The sequence below is a fragment of the Rhodococcus sp. 008 genome, from assembly GCF_001682295.1.
Lineage (GTDB): Bacteria > Actinomycetota > Actinomycetes > Mycobacteriales > Mycobacteriaceae > Rhodococcus_F > Rhodococcus_F qingshengii.
In genome coordinates, this window is sequence record NZ_CP015203.1 from 162,450 (window position 1) to 179,310 (window position 16,861).

General features: G+C 60.7%; 15 protein-coding genes. 13 read left to right on the top strand and 2 right to left on the bottom strand.

Features of this window, described 5'->3' with window-relative positions:
• The first annotated feature begins 27 nt into the window (after positions 1-27).
• From AOT96_RS31100 to AOT96_RS34995, 6 genes are all read left to right on the top strand, one after another.
• On the top strand, positions 28-666 hold the full coding sequence (locus tag AOT96_RS31100) for a TlpA family protein disulfide reductase (RefSeq protein WP_003944602.1): 639 nt from the start codon (positions 28-30) through the stop codon (positions 664-666).
• On the top strand, positions 663-1,307 hold the full coding sequence (locus AOT96_RS31105) for a TlpA disulfide reductase family protein (protein WP_003944594.1): 645 nt from the start codon (positions 663-665) through the stop codon (positions 1,305-1,307). The genes AOT96_RS31100 and AOT96_RS31105 overlap by 4 nt, the downstream gene beginning before the upstream one ends.
• Positions 1,304-2,110 (top strand): cytochrome c biogenesis CcdA family protein, encoded by an 807-nt coding sequence (locus AOT96_RS31110; protein ID WP_003944619.1) that lies wholly within the window; start codon positions 1,304-1,306, stop codon positions 2,108-2,110. The genes AOT96_RS31105 and AOT96_RS31110 overlap by 4 nt, the downstream gene beginning before the upstream one ends.
• Positions 2,107-3,738, top strand: a complete 1,632-nt coding sequence (gene resB / locus AOT96_RS31115) for a cytochrome c biogenesis protein ResB (protein WP_058228113.1) — start codon at positions 2,107-2,109, stop codon at positions 3,736-3,738. The genes AOT96_RS31110 and resB overlap by 4 nt, the downstream gene beginning before the upstream one ends.
• An 89-nt stretch (positions 3,739-3,827) precedes the next feature.
• Positions 3,828-5,336: an apolipoprotein N-acyltransferase gene (lnt, locus tag AOT96_RS31120; RefSeq protein WP_231917504.1), complete on the top strand. Its 1,509-nt coding sequence runs from the start codon at positions 3,828-3,830 to the stop codon at positions 5,334-5,336.
• Between the two features lie 24 nt (positions 5,337-5,360).
• Complete coding sequence (locus AOT96_RS34995) at positions 5,361-5,771, top strand: PASTA domain-containing protein (RefSeq protein ID WP_058228112.1); 411 nt, start codon at positions 5,361-5,363, stop codon at positions 5,769-5,771.
• Between the two features lie 294 nt (positions 5,772-6,065).
• Here the strand turns inward: AOT96_RS34995 and AOT96_RS31130 are convergent, their stop codons facing one another.
• On the bottom strand, positions 6,066-6,392 hold the full coding sequence (locus tag AOT96_RS31130) for a metal-sensitive transcriptional regulator (RefSeq protein WP_051720984.1): 327 nt from the start codon (positions 6,390-6,392) through the stop codon (positions 6,066-6,068).
• 521 nt (positions 6,393-6,913) lie between these two features.
• Here AOT96_RS31130 and AOT96_RS31135 point away from each other — a divergent pair.
• From AOT96_RS31135 to AOT96_RS31165, 6 genes are all read left to right on the top strand, one after another.
• Positions 6,914-7,756 carry a F510_1955 family glycosylhydrolase gene (locus AOT96_RS31135; RefSeq protein WP_030537778.1) on the top strand — a complete coding sequence of 281 codons (843 nt, stop codon included), beginning with the start codon at positions 6,914-6,916 and terminating at the stop codon, positions 7,754-7,756.
• Positions 7,757-7,763: 7 nt separating this feature from the next.
• Positions 7,764-9,689 carry a copper resistance CopC/CopD family protein gene (locus tag AOT96_RS31140; protein WP_030537779.1) on the top strand — a complete coding sequence of 642 codons (1,926 nt, stop codon included), beginning with the start codon at positions 7,764-7,766 and terminating at the stop codon, positions 9,687-9,689.
• 521 nt (positions 9,690-10,210) lie between these two features.
• On the top strand, positions 10,211-10,882 hold the full coding sequence (locus AOT96_RS31150) for a DUF305 domain-containing protein (protein WP_231917494.1): 672 nt from the start codon (positions 10,211-10,213) through the stop codon (positions 10,880-10,882).
• A 185-nt stretch (positions 10,883-11,067) separates the two neighbouring features.
• A complete protein-coding gene (locus tag AOT96_RS31155) occupies positions 11,068-12,252 on the top strand; it encodes a L,D-transpeptidase (RefSeq protein ID WP_019747378.1) in 1,185 nt (394 codons plus the stop codon).
• A gap of 399 nt (positions 12,253-12,651) precedes the next feature.
• Entirely contained in the window at positions 12,652-13,011 is a 360-nt protein-coding gene (locus tag AOT96_RS31160) for a BlaI/MecI/CopY family transcriptional regulator (RefSeq protein WP_019747377.1), read from the top strand.
• A complete protein-coding gene (locus AOT96_RS31165; protein ID WP_019747376.1) occupies positions 13,008-13,955 on the top strand; it encodes a M56 family metallopeptidase in 948 nt (315 codons plus the stop codon). Before AOT96_RS31160 ends, AOT96_RS31165 begins: the two co-directional genes overlap by 4 nt.
• A gap of 239 nt (positions 13,956-14,194) precedes the next feature.
• Here the strand turns inward: AOT96_RS31165 and AOT96_RS31170 are convergent, their stop codons facing one another.
• On the bottom strand, positions 14,195-15,424 hold the full coding sequence (locus AOT96_RS31170; protein WP_051720982.1) for a prolipoprotein diacylglyceryl transferase family protein: 1,230 nt from the start codon (positions 15,422-15,424) through the stop codon (positions 14,195-14,197).
• 586 nt (positions 15,425-16,010) lie between these two features.
• On the opposite strand from AOT96_RS31170, the gene AOT96_RS31175 reads away from it, so the two are divergent.
• The gene (locus AOT96_RS31175) at positions 16,011-16,775 is read left to right on the top strand and encodes an acyl-[acyl-carrier-protein] thioesterase (RefSeq protein ID WP_030537783.1); all 765 of its coding nucleotides are present in this window, start codon (positions 16,011-16,013) and stop codon (positions 16,773-16,775) included.
• Positions 16,776-16,861 lie beyond the last annotated feature (86 nt).

The window sequence follows — 16,861 nt, forward strand, 5'->3', positions numbered from 1 at the left end:
TCACCGCACCACGCTTGGAGGAAGTGCATGCAGGCACAGTCTCGGTGGTTCCTGCTCTTCCTGGTTGTGATCGGTCTTCTCGTCGTGGCGATCTGGCCTCGATCAACGTCAACCGAGACCCATTCCTCGACCCGGCCTCAAGTGCCTCCGGCCGCCCAGGCAGATGAAGATCGCGTCGACTCGGGGTTTTCCTCGAAGTCCGCGGCAGCAGCGGTTCCCTGTCCTGTGGCCCCGGCAGTACCGCCCGCTGGAGGAGAACTCCTGGGAATCAAAGCGACGTGTCTTGGCGAGAATACTGTGGTCGACCTCGGTGCAGCGCTGTCCGGGGAGCCGACCCTGATCAACCTCTGGGCCTCGTGGTGCGGGCCGTGCCGATCGGAAATCCCGGTCCTGAATGACTATGCAGGTACTCCGGGCTCCATCCGAGTAGTCGGGATCAACGTCCAGGACGACATGTCCACAGCACTAGCGCTTCTCACCGCTGCAGGCGTGCACTATCCCTCGTTCGCTGCGGTCGACGACATCGGAATTGCGCTATCGGCGCCGCCAGTTCTGCCGCTGAGCTTTCTCGTCCAACAAGACGGGTCCGTCGAACAGATTACAACCCCCATGGTTTTCGAAAACACTGACCAAATACGCTCCGCTGTAAGTGAGTTGATGAAATGAATGCCCCCGCACTCCCTCGCAAATCGAGACAACGCGTACTCGGAAAACCGACCCGCATCCTCCCACTGGTCGCTATTCTCACTGCGATCGTCGTCGCCGCGAGTGGATGTGCAACCGGCACCGATGCAGTCGCTTCGGGTGCGAATTTCGATTTCGTGTCACCGGGAGGACAAACCGATATTTTGTACGACCCGCCCGAATCGCGAAACATGATCGGTGTATTGGCCGGACCTGACCTCATGGCCGACGGTAGCGATATTTCACTCACTGATTACGCCGGTCAGGTCGTCGTGATCAATCTGTGGGGGCAATGGTGCGCCCCGTGCCGGTCCGAGGCCGACGATCTCGAGCGCGCGTACGAAGCAACCGAAAGTCTCGGTGTTCAGTTTCTCGGGATCAACGTTCGAGATCCTCAACGAGACAAGGCCCAGGACTTCGTCGTCGACAACAACGTCAGCTACCCCTCGATCTACGACCCGTCGATGAGAACTTTGACAGCGCTCGGCGGAAACTATCCGACAAGCGTGATTCCCTCCACCTTGGTGTTGGATCGCAGACAGCGCGTCGCCGCTGTGTTTCTTCGCGCACTTCTCACCGAGGATCTGCAACCGGTCATCGAGCGCGTGGCGGCCGAGCGGTGAACGAACTCGCCCAAGGTGTCGGCTCCAGCTTCCAGACCGCCGCCGCGAGCGGCCCGTTACTGCTCGCCGTAGCAGCGTGCATTCTGGCCGGTCTGGTGTCGTTCGCATCGCCGTGTGTGGTGCCGCTCGTTCCCGGATATCTGTCGTATCTGGCCGGCATTTCCGGAGCTGATTCTCCAGCGGTGACCCGTGGCGACGAGACCTCGGAACCTGCAGGCAGATGGCGGGTTACCGGCGCGGCAACGATGTTCGTTGCCGGATTCACCGTGGTGTTCGTTCTCGCCACCGCGTCGGTGTTCGGGGTGATCGGAACCCTGCGCATCAACGAAGACCTGCTCCAACGGGTGGGTGGTGTGATCACCATCGTGATGGGGTTGACCTTCATCGGCTTGATTCCTGCCTTGCAGAAAGACACACGGTTCGCCCCGCGGCGTATCTCCTCCCTTGCCGGCGCGCCCTTGTTGGGGGGCGTGTTCGCGTTGGGTTGGACACCATGTCTCGGCCCCACCCTCGCCGGAGTTATTTCGGTGGCGGCCGGAACTGAAGGCACGACAGCAGCGCGGGGCGTGATACTGATTGTCGCCTACTGTCTGGGATTGGGACTGCCGTTCATCGTGCTTGCGTTCGGGTCGGCGAAAGCTCTCCGCGGCGTCGGGTGGCTCAAACGCCATTCACGGACGATTCAGATCGTCGGCGGAATAATGCTCGTCGCTGTCGGGCTCGCACTGGTCACCGGCGTGTGGGGCATGTTCGTCGGCTGGTTACGCAACGAATTCGTCAGTTCGGTCGTGCTGCCGATATGACAGATAACGCCACCGCGGGAGGTCGCATCCGCCGCCTACCGAGACTGATTATCCGAGAAAGCGTTCGACTACTGCGCCACAATTGGCGCCGGTTGACGTCGATGAGCACCGCGCTCGTGCTCCTGTTCCTCTTGGCACTCGCAGCACTTCCCGGTGCTATGTTGCCTCAGCGAAATCTCAACGTACAGAAAGTTTCCCAGTACATCGCGGCGCAGCCAACCCTCGGCCCGCTATTCGACAAGCTGGAGTTGTTCGACGTCTTTTCCAGCTTCTGGTTCACTGCGATCTACGTCCTGCTGTTTCTCTCTCTCATCGGCTGTCTTGTTCCACGCCTGCAGGCGCATCTCGGCGCGCTTCGGAGCCAACCTGTACGAGCACCTCGGAATCTGTCCAGGTTGCCGCACCATTTCCACGGCGTAGTTGACATCTCGCATGACGAGGCCCTCACCAGAGTGCGGCAGTCGCTCAAGGGCTGGCGGGTAGCCGTCAGGTCCGAAAAGGATTCCGAGGTATCGGTTTCCGCGGAAAAGGGGTATCTGCGTGAGGCCGGGAATCTGGTGTTCCACTTCTCGCTGATCGGGTTGCTCGTCACCGTCGCGATCGGCAAGTTGGTGGGGTACGAGGGTTCGGTGATCGTCATTGCCGACGGCGGCCCCGGTTTCTGTAATACGTCACCTGCCGTGTACGACTCGTTCCGCGCGGGAAGTGCTACTGACGGCACGGGTCTCGCGCCCTTTTGCATCAAGGTCAACGACTTTTCCGCAGATTATCTCGATACTGGTCAGGCCGAAATGTTCACCTCCAACATTTCGTATCAGAGCGGGCAGGATATCGCGACCAATACCTGGAAAGACTATCGTCTTCGGGTCAACGAACCGCTGCGTACCGACGGTGCCCGTGTTTATCTGACCGGCCATGGGTACGCGCCGCAGTTCACCGTCACTTTTCCCGACGGACAGTCCCGTACCGAGACGATGCAGTTTCAACCGGACGATGCGGTCACGTTCCTGAGCAGTGGGGCGTTGCGGTTCGATCCGCCAGGTGGATCGTTTCCGAATCCGGACGAGCGCCGGAAGAATCAGATCGCCATCGAGGGACTCTTCGCGCCGACCGCTTCCTTCAGCGGGACGCTTCTGACTTCGTCGTTTCCCGATGCGCGTGACCCTGCGGTCGCGATCGACATCTACAAGGGCGATACGGGTCTGGACACCGGCATCCCGCAATCGATCTTCTCGTTGAACAAGGAAATGATCAACCAAGGAAGGCTGGTCAAACAAGATCGTGTGAACCTCCGCCCTGGAGAGACGCGGACTCTCACCGATGGAACACAGGTTCGGTTCGACGGCGCCAAGGAATTCGCCAATCTGCAGGTGTCGTACGACCCTGCGCAACAGTGGGTTCTCGTCTTTGCGATCACGATGATGCTCGGACTTCTGATCTCGCTCGTGATCAGGAGGCGGCGAGTGTGGATCCGCCTACGCCCGGGGACGGGACCGGAGCAGGCTGATCTCGAACTCGGTGGACTCGCGCGGACCGATCATGCCGGCTGGGGCGGCGAATTCGACGATCTCTGTGAGAAATTGTTGACTGACCAGCGCAGTTCTCCTTCTACGAGAGCGGGCCTGTGAGGGTCCTTTCGGTCGACCGTGCGATCACTGCCGACAGTGAATTAGATGCATGCCTGAAGAGTGGTCGCCCCAAACGGCACCACGGTGGGATCGCTTTGCGTCTCGCTCTTTCGGTGGGCGCTGGGTGGCTGCTGTTTCTCAGCTTTCCGCCGCGCACGCTGTGGTTTCTCGCCCCTGTAGCCATCGCCCTGCTGACCGTCGTTCTCCAGGGGCGCAGTCTCCGTGCGGGTTTCGGATTCGGCTATGCCGCGGGACTGGGATTCTTCGTTCCCTTGCTGCCATGGGTCGGAGCGTACGTGGGTGCAACGCCTTGGTTGGCGTTGGCGGCGATTGAAGCGCTCGCGTTCGGAGTGTTCGGCGTACTGGCGGTGGCCGTCGGCCACGCTCCGCTTTCCCCGGTGTGGATTGCGGGTGCATGGGTCACCGCAGAAGCACTTCGTAGCCGAGTTCCGTTCGGCGGTTTCCCGTGGGGGCGTTTGGCCTTCGGGCAGGCAGACGGCCCGCTGCTGCCGTTGGCTTCGATCGCGGGGGCGCCAGGTCTTTCCTTCGTGACTGCACTGATCGGAACACTCATCGCCTGGTCACTGGCTGGGCCCTTGAATGTTCGATGGCAAGCATTGGCGAAAGGTGGCGCTTGCATCGTCCTCATCTTTGTGAGTGCATTGGTGACCGGTTCTCCCGGTGCCGCCCCTGACGAGGTCGTCACTGCGACCGTCGTTCAGGGCAACGTGCCGCGACTCGGCCTCGATTTCAACGCCCAACGCCGAGCTGTGCTCGACAATCATGTTGCCCGCACCGAACAACTCGCAGCTGAGGTCACAGCGGGCCGAGCAGCCCGGCCACGACTTGTCATCTGGCCCGAAAACGCTTCGGATATAGATCCTTTGACGAATCGGGATGCGGCGGATCGACTGGACCGAGCAGCCCGTTCTATCGGCGCCCCGATCCTGGTCGGTACGGTCCTGCAGGGCGAGCCAGGAACATCGATCAACAGTGCCATGGTCTGGGATCCGACGGACGGCCCTGGGCAGCAACACATCAAGCGGCAGCTTGTGCCCTTCGGGGAGTACCTGCCGCTCCGATCGATCGTTAGTGCGGTGTCGTCATATGCCGATTCTGCGGGCAATTTCGTTGCCGGGAACGGGAACGGCGTCGTCGACCTCAACGGAATTCAGGTAGCTGTTGCCACGTGTTACGAGGTGGCCTTCGACGATCTGGTGACCGAGTCCGTCAAGGCAGGAGCCACCGTCATCGCGGTTCCCACCAACAACGCGACCTTCGGCCGGACCGAGATGACCTTTCAGCAGCTGGCCATGTCGCGGGTGCGGGCGGTCGAACACGGCCGCAGTGTGCTGATCGCAGCAACCAGCGGTGTCAGCGCAATCATCACGCCAGCGGGTGTGGTGCGTCAACAGAGCGAGATCTTCACAGCACAAGCATTGACCGACGAGATCGCCGTTCGCTCCGATCTCACGTTGGCAACACGTGTGGGTTCGATTCCGGAACTCGCGTTGTCTGCGATCGTGCTTTCTCTCGCCGCTTCGGCACTCTTCAGAGGCATGTACCGGGTTCGGCGGGGTGAAAGAACGAGAACATGAATTACTATGCATGATAGTAATTCAGTGTCGGTGCCAGTGCACAAGCGAAACGAGTTCACCAATGACGATTTGTACGGCGGCAATGAACCTGCCCGAACGTGGTACAACGCGATGGGACCGATCGCGAGCAACTTCGGACCCATCACGCTACCCCCGCTGGACCAGAAATATGTTCGCGGTTCGGCCGGGGATCAGGTACCCGACGTGGTCGGGATGACCGAGTCCGCCGCAACATCTCTGTTGCAGAACGCCGGGTTCAAAGTGACGGTCTCCCTCACGTCAAGTCCGAGCGCGAGAGGGACAGCAACCGCGACAGCTCCGTCGGGAGCGGCACTTCCGGGCTCCACCATCACCCTGTACATAAGTGACGGATCCTCGACACCGAGCACCACCACGACGAGCCCATCACCGTCAGATACCCCAGGCCCACGATAAGCCCGGGTGCGCCACCATGATGCTTCGGCGATCCCCACCCGGTGGGGACTGCCACCGCACGCGCTCATCATGAACTCGATTCCCGTCGAGGACCTCGGATCCCGGTTGTGGCGAGCAGAAATCGCTCCGGAATACGGAACATGCGGAGTGCTTCCCTATGTGCCGCCCGCTCCCGCATTCAAAAAACATGATTCGATCGTAACTACATTCTAAGTAAATGACTTTCGATAAAACGGCATCGAAATTCCGCCCCACCGACTAGTAGATCGTTTCGGACATCAGATGGGAGGGTCCTCACGAATTCACGAGCCGTCTGATCGCCTCGGCGGCCTCCCTGATCTTGGCGTCGGATTCGGCGCCCCCTCTTGCGGCGGCATCGACGACACAATGACTGAGATGGTCTTCGAGCAATTCCATAGCTACTGCATGCAGCGCTTTTTTCATCGCCGATATTTGGGTAAGGATGTCAATGCAGCACCTTTCTTCTTCAACCATTCGCTGCAGCCCTCGCGACTGACCCTCAATACGCTTGAGGCGTTTGAGGTACAAGTCCTTTGCGCTGATGTATCCGTGGGTCGCATAGTCACGACGGCCTGGACCAACCGGATTAGTTGTGCCCACGAGATTCCCCTGGTCTCGTCGCCCGTAGTGGGCCAGACGCGAAATCACGTCGTCTCCATGGTGGGCGACAATCGATTGGACCTGCCCTGGCTACGGTGTAGTGCAGCAGTGGCACACACGAAGGCACGTTGAGCAGCATCCCGTCTGTATGGGCGCTTCGCCAACTGCAAGATCTCCGGGTAAGTGACCACACGAGAAGAACTCTCAATCATTCCTGCCACCAGGGCTAGGCAGTACCGCTGCACCCGCCCTGTGTTCAAACTTCCTGCCCACCGCCGGTTGCGCCACCAATGACGCGATGCGCCGTCATCCCGTCGACCCGTGCGTGGGACCAGACCAATTGCACCTCCCTGCCGTATCAGATCAGGGGCTTCGACGGCGAGCATTTCCCTTGCACTAGACCATTGCAGGGGGTGAATTCGCAGCCAGCCAACACCCTCATCTACTATGCATCTTAGTAGATAAGGTACCAGTCGCCCGGAAATGTTGCCATCCCTTCGAATACAGGACGAGACACCCAGATGCCCAATAGTCGTCGTGCGCGAACGTCCCCAATCGTGGGGCTCGTCGGCGCCGCTCTCATCGCCGTTTCTCTTGCGGCTTGTTCGACGCAGGGAAACGACGACAAGGCCGGCCAGTCCATCGTCCCGCCCATACCAGGGGTGGAGCTCACACCCGAACTTGACCATCTGCACGGGTTGCATATCAACGCCGATGGCACCATCTTGGCGGGTACGCATCGCGGACTGTTCGCGATCGGAGATTCGGGCGACACAGTGCGAGTGGGTGATTCCGACGACGATTTGATGGGGTTGGCGGGCGTGGCGGGCAGTGACACGCTCTTTTCCTCAGGGCACCCGGGACCGTCCAGTACCGCAGCCAACCCACTTGGCCTACGCACCAGCAACGACGGCGGCCGAACCTGGACGGATAGCTCGCTCGCGGGACAGGTCGACTTTCATTCTCTGGTTACAGATGGCACGACACTCGTCGGCTTCGACGGGGCCAGAGGTGTCACGGTGTCGAAGGATCAGGGAAAGTCGTGGGAATCCGGCGGTGCCCTGGGTGTGGCGTCCCTCGCTCTCACCGAGAGTGGGACATGGGCTGTCACCTCGTCAGGGCTGCAGTACAGCAGCGACGACGGGCGCACCTTCACAAAGTTCGCTGGAGCGCCGTCCATGGTGCTGATCGCGGGCTCCTCGGATGCACTGTGGGGGGTCGATCAAGATGGATTCGCCTGGCGGAGCAGGGAGGGAAAAGGCTGGGAGAAGCGCGCTAATGTCGGAGCAGTCGAAGCGTTGACTGCGGCGAGTTACGACAGCGCGTACGCGGCGACTTCTCAGTCTCTGTATGCCTTGAACTGACCTGAACATGTCGTTGTTCGTTCGAATGTTCCAGAGCATCACACTTGTGCTCGTTGCGGGAGTCCTTGTGGTTCTGGGCGCCGGCATCGCCAACGCTCACCCCACGCTGCTCTTTACCGAACCTGGCTCGGAGACTGCCGTTTCCGAGCCTCCGCAAGCCATCACCCTGATCTTCAACGAACAAGTCACCGCCGGGACCGATGCGATCAAAGTCCTGGACGGCGCAGGCCGTGAGAGCCCGATGGAGGCAGCAGAGTCGTCCAAAGGTGGCCGTGCAATCACTTCCCGGCTCTCGGATGCTCCGTCGCCGGGCACCTACACCGTCCGGTGGCAAGTGATCGGCGCAGATGGTGACCTCGTCGAGGAAGACTTTCGGTTTGCCGTCGGCCTCGCTTTGACCGACAGCGGCGGTGGCGGTGGCGACGACAGCGCCTCGACCTCGTGGACGGAAACCGTGCTCCGGTGGCTGCTGTTCGTCGGGTTCGCCCTCGCGCTCGGGACACTTGTCGCGGAGAGATTGTCGTCTGTACCGCACGCCGAGAACCCTTCGTTGAAGAAGTTGCGCACCTGGTTTCCGGCCGGCGCTTGTATTGCTTTGGTAGGTGTTGCAGGCCTTATGGTTTCGCTCGCCGCTTCGTCCAGCGTTGCTGCGCTATGGCAAGAACGTGCGGGCATCATCTTGCTCGTAGAGACGTGTGGGCTCATGTTGGCCTTGGCGCTGAAAGCCGCGGGGAGCCCCAGACTTGCGAGCGCAGCCCTTCTGCTGGTCATTGCCGCCGAAGGGCTGCGCTCGCACGCAAACGTCGTCGCTCCCGGATGGGGCGCGTTTCTCACCGCCGTTCATCTCGCGGCAGCGGCAATCTGGGTCGGCGCTTTGCTCCACACGGTTCGCACTGCATTCGCGTGGCGGGGTCAGCATGCCCCGGTTCGGTGGGTCGTGGCCGGTTACACACGACTTGCGCTGTGGACCTTCATCGTCGTCGTGACCACCGGTACGATCTCGGCATTGTTGCTGATCCCCGTTGCCGCAATGTTTTCCACCCCGTACGGGCAACTTCTGACGGTCAAACTACTCTTCGTCATCGCCGCCTCGGGTGTGGCGATATCTGCACGGCGGACGATGCGCAGAACTGAACAAGTGGGCAAACTGCGCAATCAGATTCGTATCGAGAGCATCCTCCTGATCTCCGTGCTCGCCATCAGTGCTGCATTAGTCTCGACGGCGCCTGCCAATTCACCCGCCCAGCCGGGACCACCTGCAGCCATCGGTCCGGTTCTGCCGCTGGGAACATTGGCTGGACAGATTGGGGTGAGCGTCGCCGCCAGCGAAGGGCAGCTGGTGGTTCGACTGTCGACTCCGCGCCGCGTCGACTACTACGCTCAGGAACCGGACCAGGAATACACCTTGATCGGCGCACTGCGGGCGAGCGGGCAGAACACTTCCCTTCCCTTGCGCGGGTGCGGATCCGGATGCTTCGTGGCGCAAGCCGATTGGCCACTGGGTGAAAGCATGCTCACGCTCGAGGCCGCGGCGACAGGGTGGCTGGGCGGGACGGTCAGCATGTTAATTCCATGGCCTGTTCAGTCCGGGGACACCGATCTCGCTCGAGCCGTAGATATCACCCGCACTCAGAAGAATCTGACCTTTTACGAATCGGTGACCAGTGATGCCGCAAACGTCGGACCCGAACCTCAGCAACTAAGTCTGTCCAGCGAGTTCTTCCTCGCCCAGGAGCCGTATGCGGACGGGACTGCGCCCATCGCGGTGCGCTTACCCAGCGCCGGACGGCAACTCCGTCTGGCATTGGGCTATCCGGCTGCGGGTATGAACGTACTGCTCGACCTCGACCAAACTGGACGAATAGTTTCCGAAACACTAAGCGATGCAAAACATCTCATCACCCGCACCTTCGTCTACCCCGAAGTGAACTGATGGGGGAGAACTGACGAGATATTCACGTCCACAGTGAACTGTCACCGTGCAATAGGAACGGAAGCTGCGATGATCTCCCCTTACTCGTTCATTCACCCCTGCCAGTTCTGTCGCACCCGCGCACTGGCCGCGCCCAGGCCTTCGAAATTCCTACGGCATACGCAGGGTGACGAACCGGTAGCGGTGGCTCTGGCCTGCAGTCTGTTCAACCACTCATCCCCTGCTGTCGCTTGTCTTGATCACCGCAACCTTCTGATTGCAGGTTCCACCGTCACCTCGCTGGTCCTGCCCGGCGCGCACGACACCACGCTGATCACCGCGACAGTCGTCATCGAGCGCGAAGACAAGGATCATACCGGCACGCGTGAGTGGAGGGTTGCACGTTCCCCTGTTGCCGCAGACGTGCATCGTGCACGACACCTTGCCCCTACACAACCAACTGTCGGCGCTGCGGATACGACAGACGCTCATAGCGGAACTACTGACCATCCGAGTCGACGGCCCCTCCCCAGAAGAATTTTTTGCACAACAACACATTCCAGGAGAAAAATATGATGCTTACACGTGCTGTTTCCACACGTATCGCAGTCTCAGCGGGGTCTGCCGCCGGTCTGATGCTGATCGCCGGCTGCGGCGGCCATGACATGAGCCAAATGTCGAGCAACGACAGCGGAAACATGTCCAACTCCTCCGCGGCCTCGCAGCCCAACGGCGCCAACAGCGCGGATATGCAGTTCGTCGCGATGATGTATCCACATCACGCACAGGCCGTCGAGATTGCAAAGATGGTTGACAGTCGCACCACCAATCCTCGAATACTCGAACTCGCCGCTTCGATCCAAACCGCTCGCGGGCCCGAAATGGATCAGATTGCAGCGCTCATCGAACAATGGGGTCAACCTACGTCCGACGCCACCTCCCCTGTGGACTCCATGGATGAAATGGACCACGGCGGGGTTGATTCAGGAATGATGTCCCAGCAGCAGATCGCTCAATTGGAGGGACTGCGCGATGGGGACTTCGACACCGCGTGGCTGAAGATGATGATCGAACATCACTCCGGCGCGATCGCGACGGCCCAATCGGAACTATCCGATGGCGACAACGCCGACGCCAAGCAATTGGCTACCGATATCATCGCCGCACAGCAGTCCGAGATCACCGCGATGCAAGCACTTTTGCAACAGAACTGATCCGGAAACTGGCGAGTGGCTAGGCCTGTCCGTCGAAGCCTCTCTTCTCGTTGTCCGCTCTGATCTTCCATCTGATTACTTGCGTCCCTTGCGAATCACTGTCTTCGTCGGCGCTCCCCACCCACTGACGTGAAGGAACAATTATGGCCTCAACACGGCATACAGGGTTAGTCGTCCTTGTCCTTATGGTCGCAACGCTGACAGGATGCACCTCCACAGCACCGCAGTCCGCACCGAGTGACACGGGTGCGCCCGCCGAGAACGACTCTCCTGTCTCCGCGCTGGTGATGACTCCTTCCGGGGGGACAGATACCGTCAACCCCCTTGATCCGGTCACGGTGGAATCTGTTGGCGGGAGGCTCGACTCGGTAGTGCTCACCGAAGTGGGCGGGGCTGTGGTCGATGGCATCTTCACCCCTGACCGGCAGGTGTGGAAACCCGGCGCGTCCTTGGACTACGGGAAGACCTACACGATGACAGCGTCAGCCACCCAAAACGATGGCTCACGTCTCGATCAGTCCAGCACCTTCTCCACAGTCAAGCCGCGGAACCTGACCAAACCATCCTTCGTGACGGCCGGGGGTAACCTCCTCACAGATGGTGGCACTTTCGGGGTAGGGATCGTTATTGTCACGCATTTCGACGAGCCGATCCTCGATCGTGCAGCGGCGGAGAAAAGCCTGACTGTGCAAACGTCGGTGCCGCTCGAAGGCTCGTGGTACTGGGTGGATGACCAGAATGTTCACTGGCGACCTCGTGCGTACTATCCCCCCGGCACCGAGGTCACGGTCCGGGCTGCGGTCTTCGGCGTCCCGCTCGGTGGCGGACTGTTCGGACAGGAAGACGCCACGACTGCATTCACCATCGGCGACTCGCATATCGCCGTCGCCGACGATACGACCAAGCAAGTGACGGTCACGAGCAACGGCAAAACTGTGCGCACTATGCCGACATCGATGGGCATGGGAGGAACCGAGCTCGTCAACGGCCAAACGATCTCCTTCTGGACCCAACCAGGCATTTACACCGTCCTCGATCAGGCCAACCCCGTGATCATGGACTCGTCGACCTACGGACTTCCCGTCAATTCCCGGCTGGGGTACAAGGAAAAAATCAACTACGCCACCCGAATAAGCACCGACGGAATTTACCTTCACGAACTCGAAGACACAGTCTGGGCGCAAGGCAATACCAATGTTTCACACGGCTGCTTGAACCTCAGTCGCGCCAATGCTCAATGGTTCTATGATTTTTCGCTTCCCGGAGATGTCGTGGAGATACGCAATACCGGCGGCGCCCCTCTCGAATTGTGGCAGAACGGCGACTGGAGTGTGCCGTGGGACCGATGGTCGGAAGGCAGCGCGCTGTAAGACCTGTCGCCCTGCCGGCAAACGATGCTGAATCGCAAACAGAAGCTCCGCGCGAGACGTTCTCCCGTAGTCGACGCGAAAGTGCTGGATAAACCTTTTGACACTGTCAGAGCTGACAGGGGTTCGGCAGATCGTCACGGGAGGAGGTCGCCAGACACCGCCGCCGTATCGGGGCGGCGACGGGAAGCAGAACAGATAGTATTTCTACAGGGCTTCGGTTCGCCGTCTCGGCAACCTCCAGCGTGCAGAGTCGACACGACACCCTCATCGAGCGGTCCCACATCACTGTGACCGACGAATCACCGACAGCGCTGGTTGGGCCCCGTACGAAAGCGACGGAGGTTGCAGGTTGGGCACTCGCACGGTGCGGTGACGAATGCAGCTCTACGAGGAGGAAAAATGCAAGGTCTGGGAGAGCTCGAGGCGCTGGTGATGGATGTGCTGTGGCGCTCCACCGAACCGGTCCGTGTGCGCGACGTCATCGACGGCCTCGATGACGACCGTGAACCGGCGTACACGACGGTGATGACCGTCATGGACAATCTTCATCGCAAAGGTTGGGTGCATCGTCAGCGAAACGGGCGCGCGTACTGGTACGAAGCCACGCGAAGCCGCGAGGAAGCGGCAGCTGACGGGTTGCGCGCACTTCTCGAATCCACCGGAGACCCGACCGGGGTCCTGTTGCATTTTGTTCGCGGGACATCCGACGTCGAATCGAAGATCCTGGCGCGTGGATTGCGTGAACGAGGCAAGAAGTGACAGCCGTCCTCGCGTGGGCGGTCGGTGGCCTTCTCGTTGCCGCACTCTCCCCGCTGTTCCTCGGATCGATGATGCGTCGCGGCGTTGATCCGCATGTCGTCCTCGTCTTGTGGGGCGCTCTGGCACTCGGAACTGTAGTGAGTATCAGTGTCCCGGTGATCTTGAGCCTTTTACCCAGTCACGGTGGTGTCTCGTCGCTGATCGAATTCGCCCACAGCTGTTGGCTCGCCCTTCACGACGACGCGCCGGCCAGGCTCGAGACGGCGGTGGGTGTACTCGGTGGGTCAGCCCTGGTCATCGGGGCGGTGCGAGGCACCGTCCATCTGTTCAGCTTCTCCCGCACTCGCCGCGAGCTACACCAGCAGCACCTCGGGTTGCTGCGCATTCTGGGGGGTGCACGGTCCTCGTCACTGCTCTGGCTCCCGGTTTCTGTGCCCTTCGCCTACAGTATCGCTGGGCGCCCCGCGCTTGTAGTTGCGAGCGACGGATTGAGAGATCAACTCGACACCGAGGCTCTTGCTGCAGTACTCGCACATGAACGAGCACACATCACGGGGCGGCACCATCTGCTCGTCAGCGCAGCTCAAACGCTCGCCTACGCGTTTCCGTGGCTTCCGATCATGCGATCTTCGCCCCCATTGGTCCGTGCGTTGGTGGAAATCGAAGCCGACTCCCGAGCCGTTCGTCAGCATGGGCGCGAATCCGTGCACCGCGCACTCTGCAGTATGACACCTCACGAGGTGCCCGTGGCGGCTCTGGGAATAGCGCAGGATTGCCTGGCGTTGCGACTTGATCGTCTGTCCTCCCACCGCACCCACCACCCGGCGCCCATTCGCTACCTCCGCACCCTTGCTGCCTGCGGAACGGCGATCGTCCTACCTGCGGCGCCTCTTCTGGCGCTACTGGGTGCGATGGCGATGGCTTCATGCGCAGCAGGTGCTTGAAACAGTGCGAAACCGGGTCGTGGACGAACAAGGAGTCCGGCCCGCAGGGGGCCAGTGCTCAAGGCCGGTTCACCCCCTCCTCGAACTGAACCGGCCTCATGCACCGAACGCGGCGCCAATCGAATTGGCCAGATCCCGCGCGAAACTTGATTCGTGGCCATCCCAATTTTCGTGAGACTCACCTTCTGCGCACGTGGCATCGGCAGAAAAGCGCAAAAGGCTACTACTCTGGGTCACGATCACACCACGCCCAGCAGAATCGTCGCGACGATGACAATTCCGCATGCCGCGCTGGTCAGAAGCCGCCCGCGCCGTGTATGAGGGTCCGCACGATAGGGGAACAACCCTTGACGGACCCACGTGTAGATAGCCGCGGCGACAACGAATACTGCTCCGTCATAGGGCGTTTCGGTGCCGTAGAGGACGAAAATCAGTGTCGCGAGGCCGATGATCAAGCCTGCGAACGCTTCGATCAGTTGCACGGGGATTCGGCGCACCGCGAGAGTCCGGTCCGAAGCCCACATTCCCCATCTCGACCTGGTAGGTCGACCCGAACAGCATCCTGTCAAAAAGCATCCCGGGCGCCCGATCGCAATCCCGAGAAACAACCCGGGCGTTGTCATGTCCAGTAACACACCGACGCCCAGACCGAAGGCTGCTCCGCCGAGCACCAATACCGCGAGCGACACCACCAAAAATCCTTGTATGCATGCGCCGGCAGAGACGAATTTTCGAAGGCTCTGGCGGTGAAGTGCCAAGTACCAGAGCTTCGCACCCACGTAGCCGAGAAGGCAGCCGAGGATCGAAATGAGAACTGCCGCAGTGGCGTTCTCGCTCATACGGGTCAAGAGCAGTGCCTGCATGACGATGGCGAACACTGCACCCAAACCGACCAACAGCGGCCACGTCCAGAGTCGCACGCCGGGCCCGTGCACCAATGGCGCTGCGGTAGTCCAGGCCGTGGCGGTCTGCGGAGCTGCGATGTCGAACTGCCCGGTGGTGTCGTCCGGAGTTTCGATGCGCTCGGCACTGACAGTCCAACTACCAGTGGCGATTCCGCGGATTCTCGCAGTCACCGCGAAGCGTTCCCCCGCTGGAACACCGTTGACGTGGGTGACCCTCTCGAAACGTTCCGGTTCGCTGCCCGGGCTGTTGCGGGCTCCTCGGAACAGAATCGACAGATCGGAAGTAACCTCGGGCGATTCTCCCCAGTACGTTGCTGCGAGCCCCTGTGGTTCTATCTGCGTGAACGCTTCAGCGCACCCACCGCCGGGCGCAGCGAGTTCCGTTGCAGCGGTCGACTCGTCGTCACCCAATGGCCGGGCAACGCGTTCAGTGCCCGATGGCTTGGTGGGCATCGCCTTTTCGGCGATGGCCGGCGCCGGCGGTGCTTGAGCCAAGGCCGAGGCTGGCGTCGGCGCTGCTTTACTCAGATACGCCGCTGCGGCCGCTGCGGCCAGTTCTTCCACGGCACTACCGGCCGGACTGGGCCTAGCACGGGGTGTTGTGCCGACTTCGTCGTGCGGTCGTGAAGTGGGGTTCCGCTTCGGTGACGTGGCGCGTCGGGCTCGACTCTGCGTCGTAGACCGCTGTTTCGCGCGGGTTTTGGTTGATTTTTTGCTCACCGTCGCCCCAATCTCTCGGTTGGCGCGGATGCCCACCGAACTACTAAGGTCGATAGTAGCTGAACTACGAACCTGGATAGTAGGTAGAGGTCGAGCGCGAACGCGCGGGTGGGCACTGCGGCGAGACGAGGCGCTTCGAGGCCGAGCCGAGGAATATGGGAATTCCATGGTGCCGCAACGATCTTGGGCACACTCAAGAAGGACCTGGAAAGGACATCGAACGTCAACCGGCAATCGCGCGGACAGTGTAGTAGTTTGCGAGACTGGATAGGCTCCTTGTTCACCATGTTCGGAGACCGGGCACGGACTACTGGGTACGACTGCGGCAGACCCGGCGGCTGATGCGGGACTGGGCGTAGGGATCGCACTACGTTGCAGCAAGGGTGTGCAAAGTATCGAAGCGAACAATCACATCTAAGGGATCTGCAAAATGGAAGCTGACGCGATGCGCAACCACCGCCTGGTGGATTTGCCGACCAATGGCGCGGTGTTCGAAACCTCTCGGCCGGTACGGACGGGAGATATCGACGTCTCCGGGACGGTGCGACTCGATGGCGTTGCACGTTATCTGCAGGACATCGGTTTCGACGATCTCGATGCGAGCGGCGCAGCGGCTGCCCACCCGGTGTGGGTCGTGCGCCGCACAGTCATCGATGTCATTCGTCCGGTCAGCTGGCCGGCTCGTGTGCGCATGCGCAGATGGTGCTCGGGGTTGTCGAGCAGGTGGTGCACGATGCGTGTCCGCATCGAATCCGACGGCGGCGGCTTGATCGAGACCGAAGGATTCTGGATAAATCTCAATCCGGTCAACGGGATGCCTTCCAGGATCGAAGAGAGTTTCATGGCCGGACTCGGTTCGACCGCCAACGATCACCGATTGAAGTGGAAACCCTGGCACACCGCTCATCCGGGCGATGGGGAGGAAACGACATTCGTCTTACGATCGAGCGATATCGATCCGTTCAACCACGTCAACAACGCCACGTATTGGCAGCCTGTCGAAGACCTGATCAGAGATTGGGCCGGACCCCGAAATCCACTCCCCTACCGAGCGATTCTCGAATATCGCTCTCCCATCACCGCGGGAAACGACGTGACCGTGCGGTATCACAGTTCAGGGGAGAGCCTGAGTAGTTGGTTCCTGGTCTCGGGTTCGGTGTGCGCGAGTGCCTACGTCACAGCGATCGAAGTGTAAGTCCCCGGGCCGGGTCACCTCTGCGCTCTGGTCTCTTGAATCGTCATTGATCGGTTCACCTCACGAGTTCTTGACCAGGTGTGCCG

Coding starts and splice junctions, on each gene's coding strand:
- AOT96_RS31100 (WP_003944602.1), top strand. CDS start 28: ATGCAGGCACAGTCTCGGTGGTTCCTGCTCTTCCTGGTTGTGATCGGT.
- AOT96_RS31135 (WP_030537778.1), top strand. CDS start 6,914: ATGCCCAATAGTCGTCGTGCGCGAACGTCCCCAATCGTGGGGCTCGTC.
- AOT96_RS31160 (WP_019747377.1), top strand. CDS start 12,652: ATGCAAGGTCTGGGAGAGCTCGAGGCGCTGGTGATGGATGTGCTGTGG.
- AOT96_RS31105 (WP_003944594.1), top strand. CDS start 663: ATGAATGCCCCCGCACTCCCTCGCAAATCGAGACAACGCGTACTCGGA.
- AOT96_RS31175 (WP_030537783.1), top strand. CDS start 16,011: ATGGAAGCTGACGCGATGCGCAACCACCGCCTGGTGGATTTGCCGACC.
- AOT96_RS31140 (WP_030537779.1), top strand. CDS start 7,764: ATGTCGTTGTTCGTTCGAATGTTCCAGAGCATCACACTTGTGCTCGTT.
- AOT96_RS31155 (WP_019747378.1), top strand. CDS start 11,068: ATGGTCGCAACGCTGACAGGATGCACCTCCACAGCACCGCAGTCCGCA.
- resB (WP_058228113.1), top strand. CDS start 2,107: ATGACAGATAACGCCACCGCGGGAGGTCGCATCCGCCGCCTACCGAGA.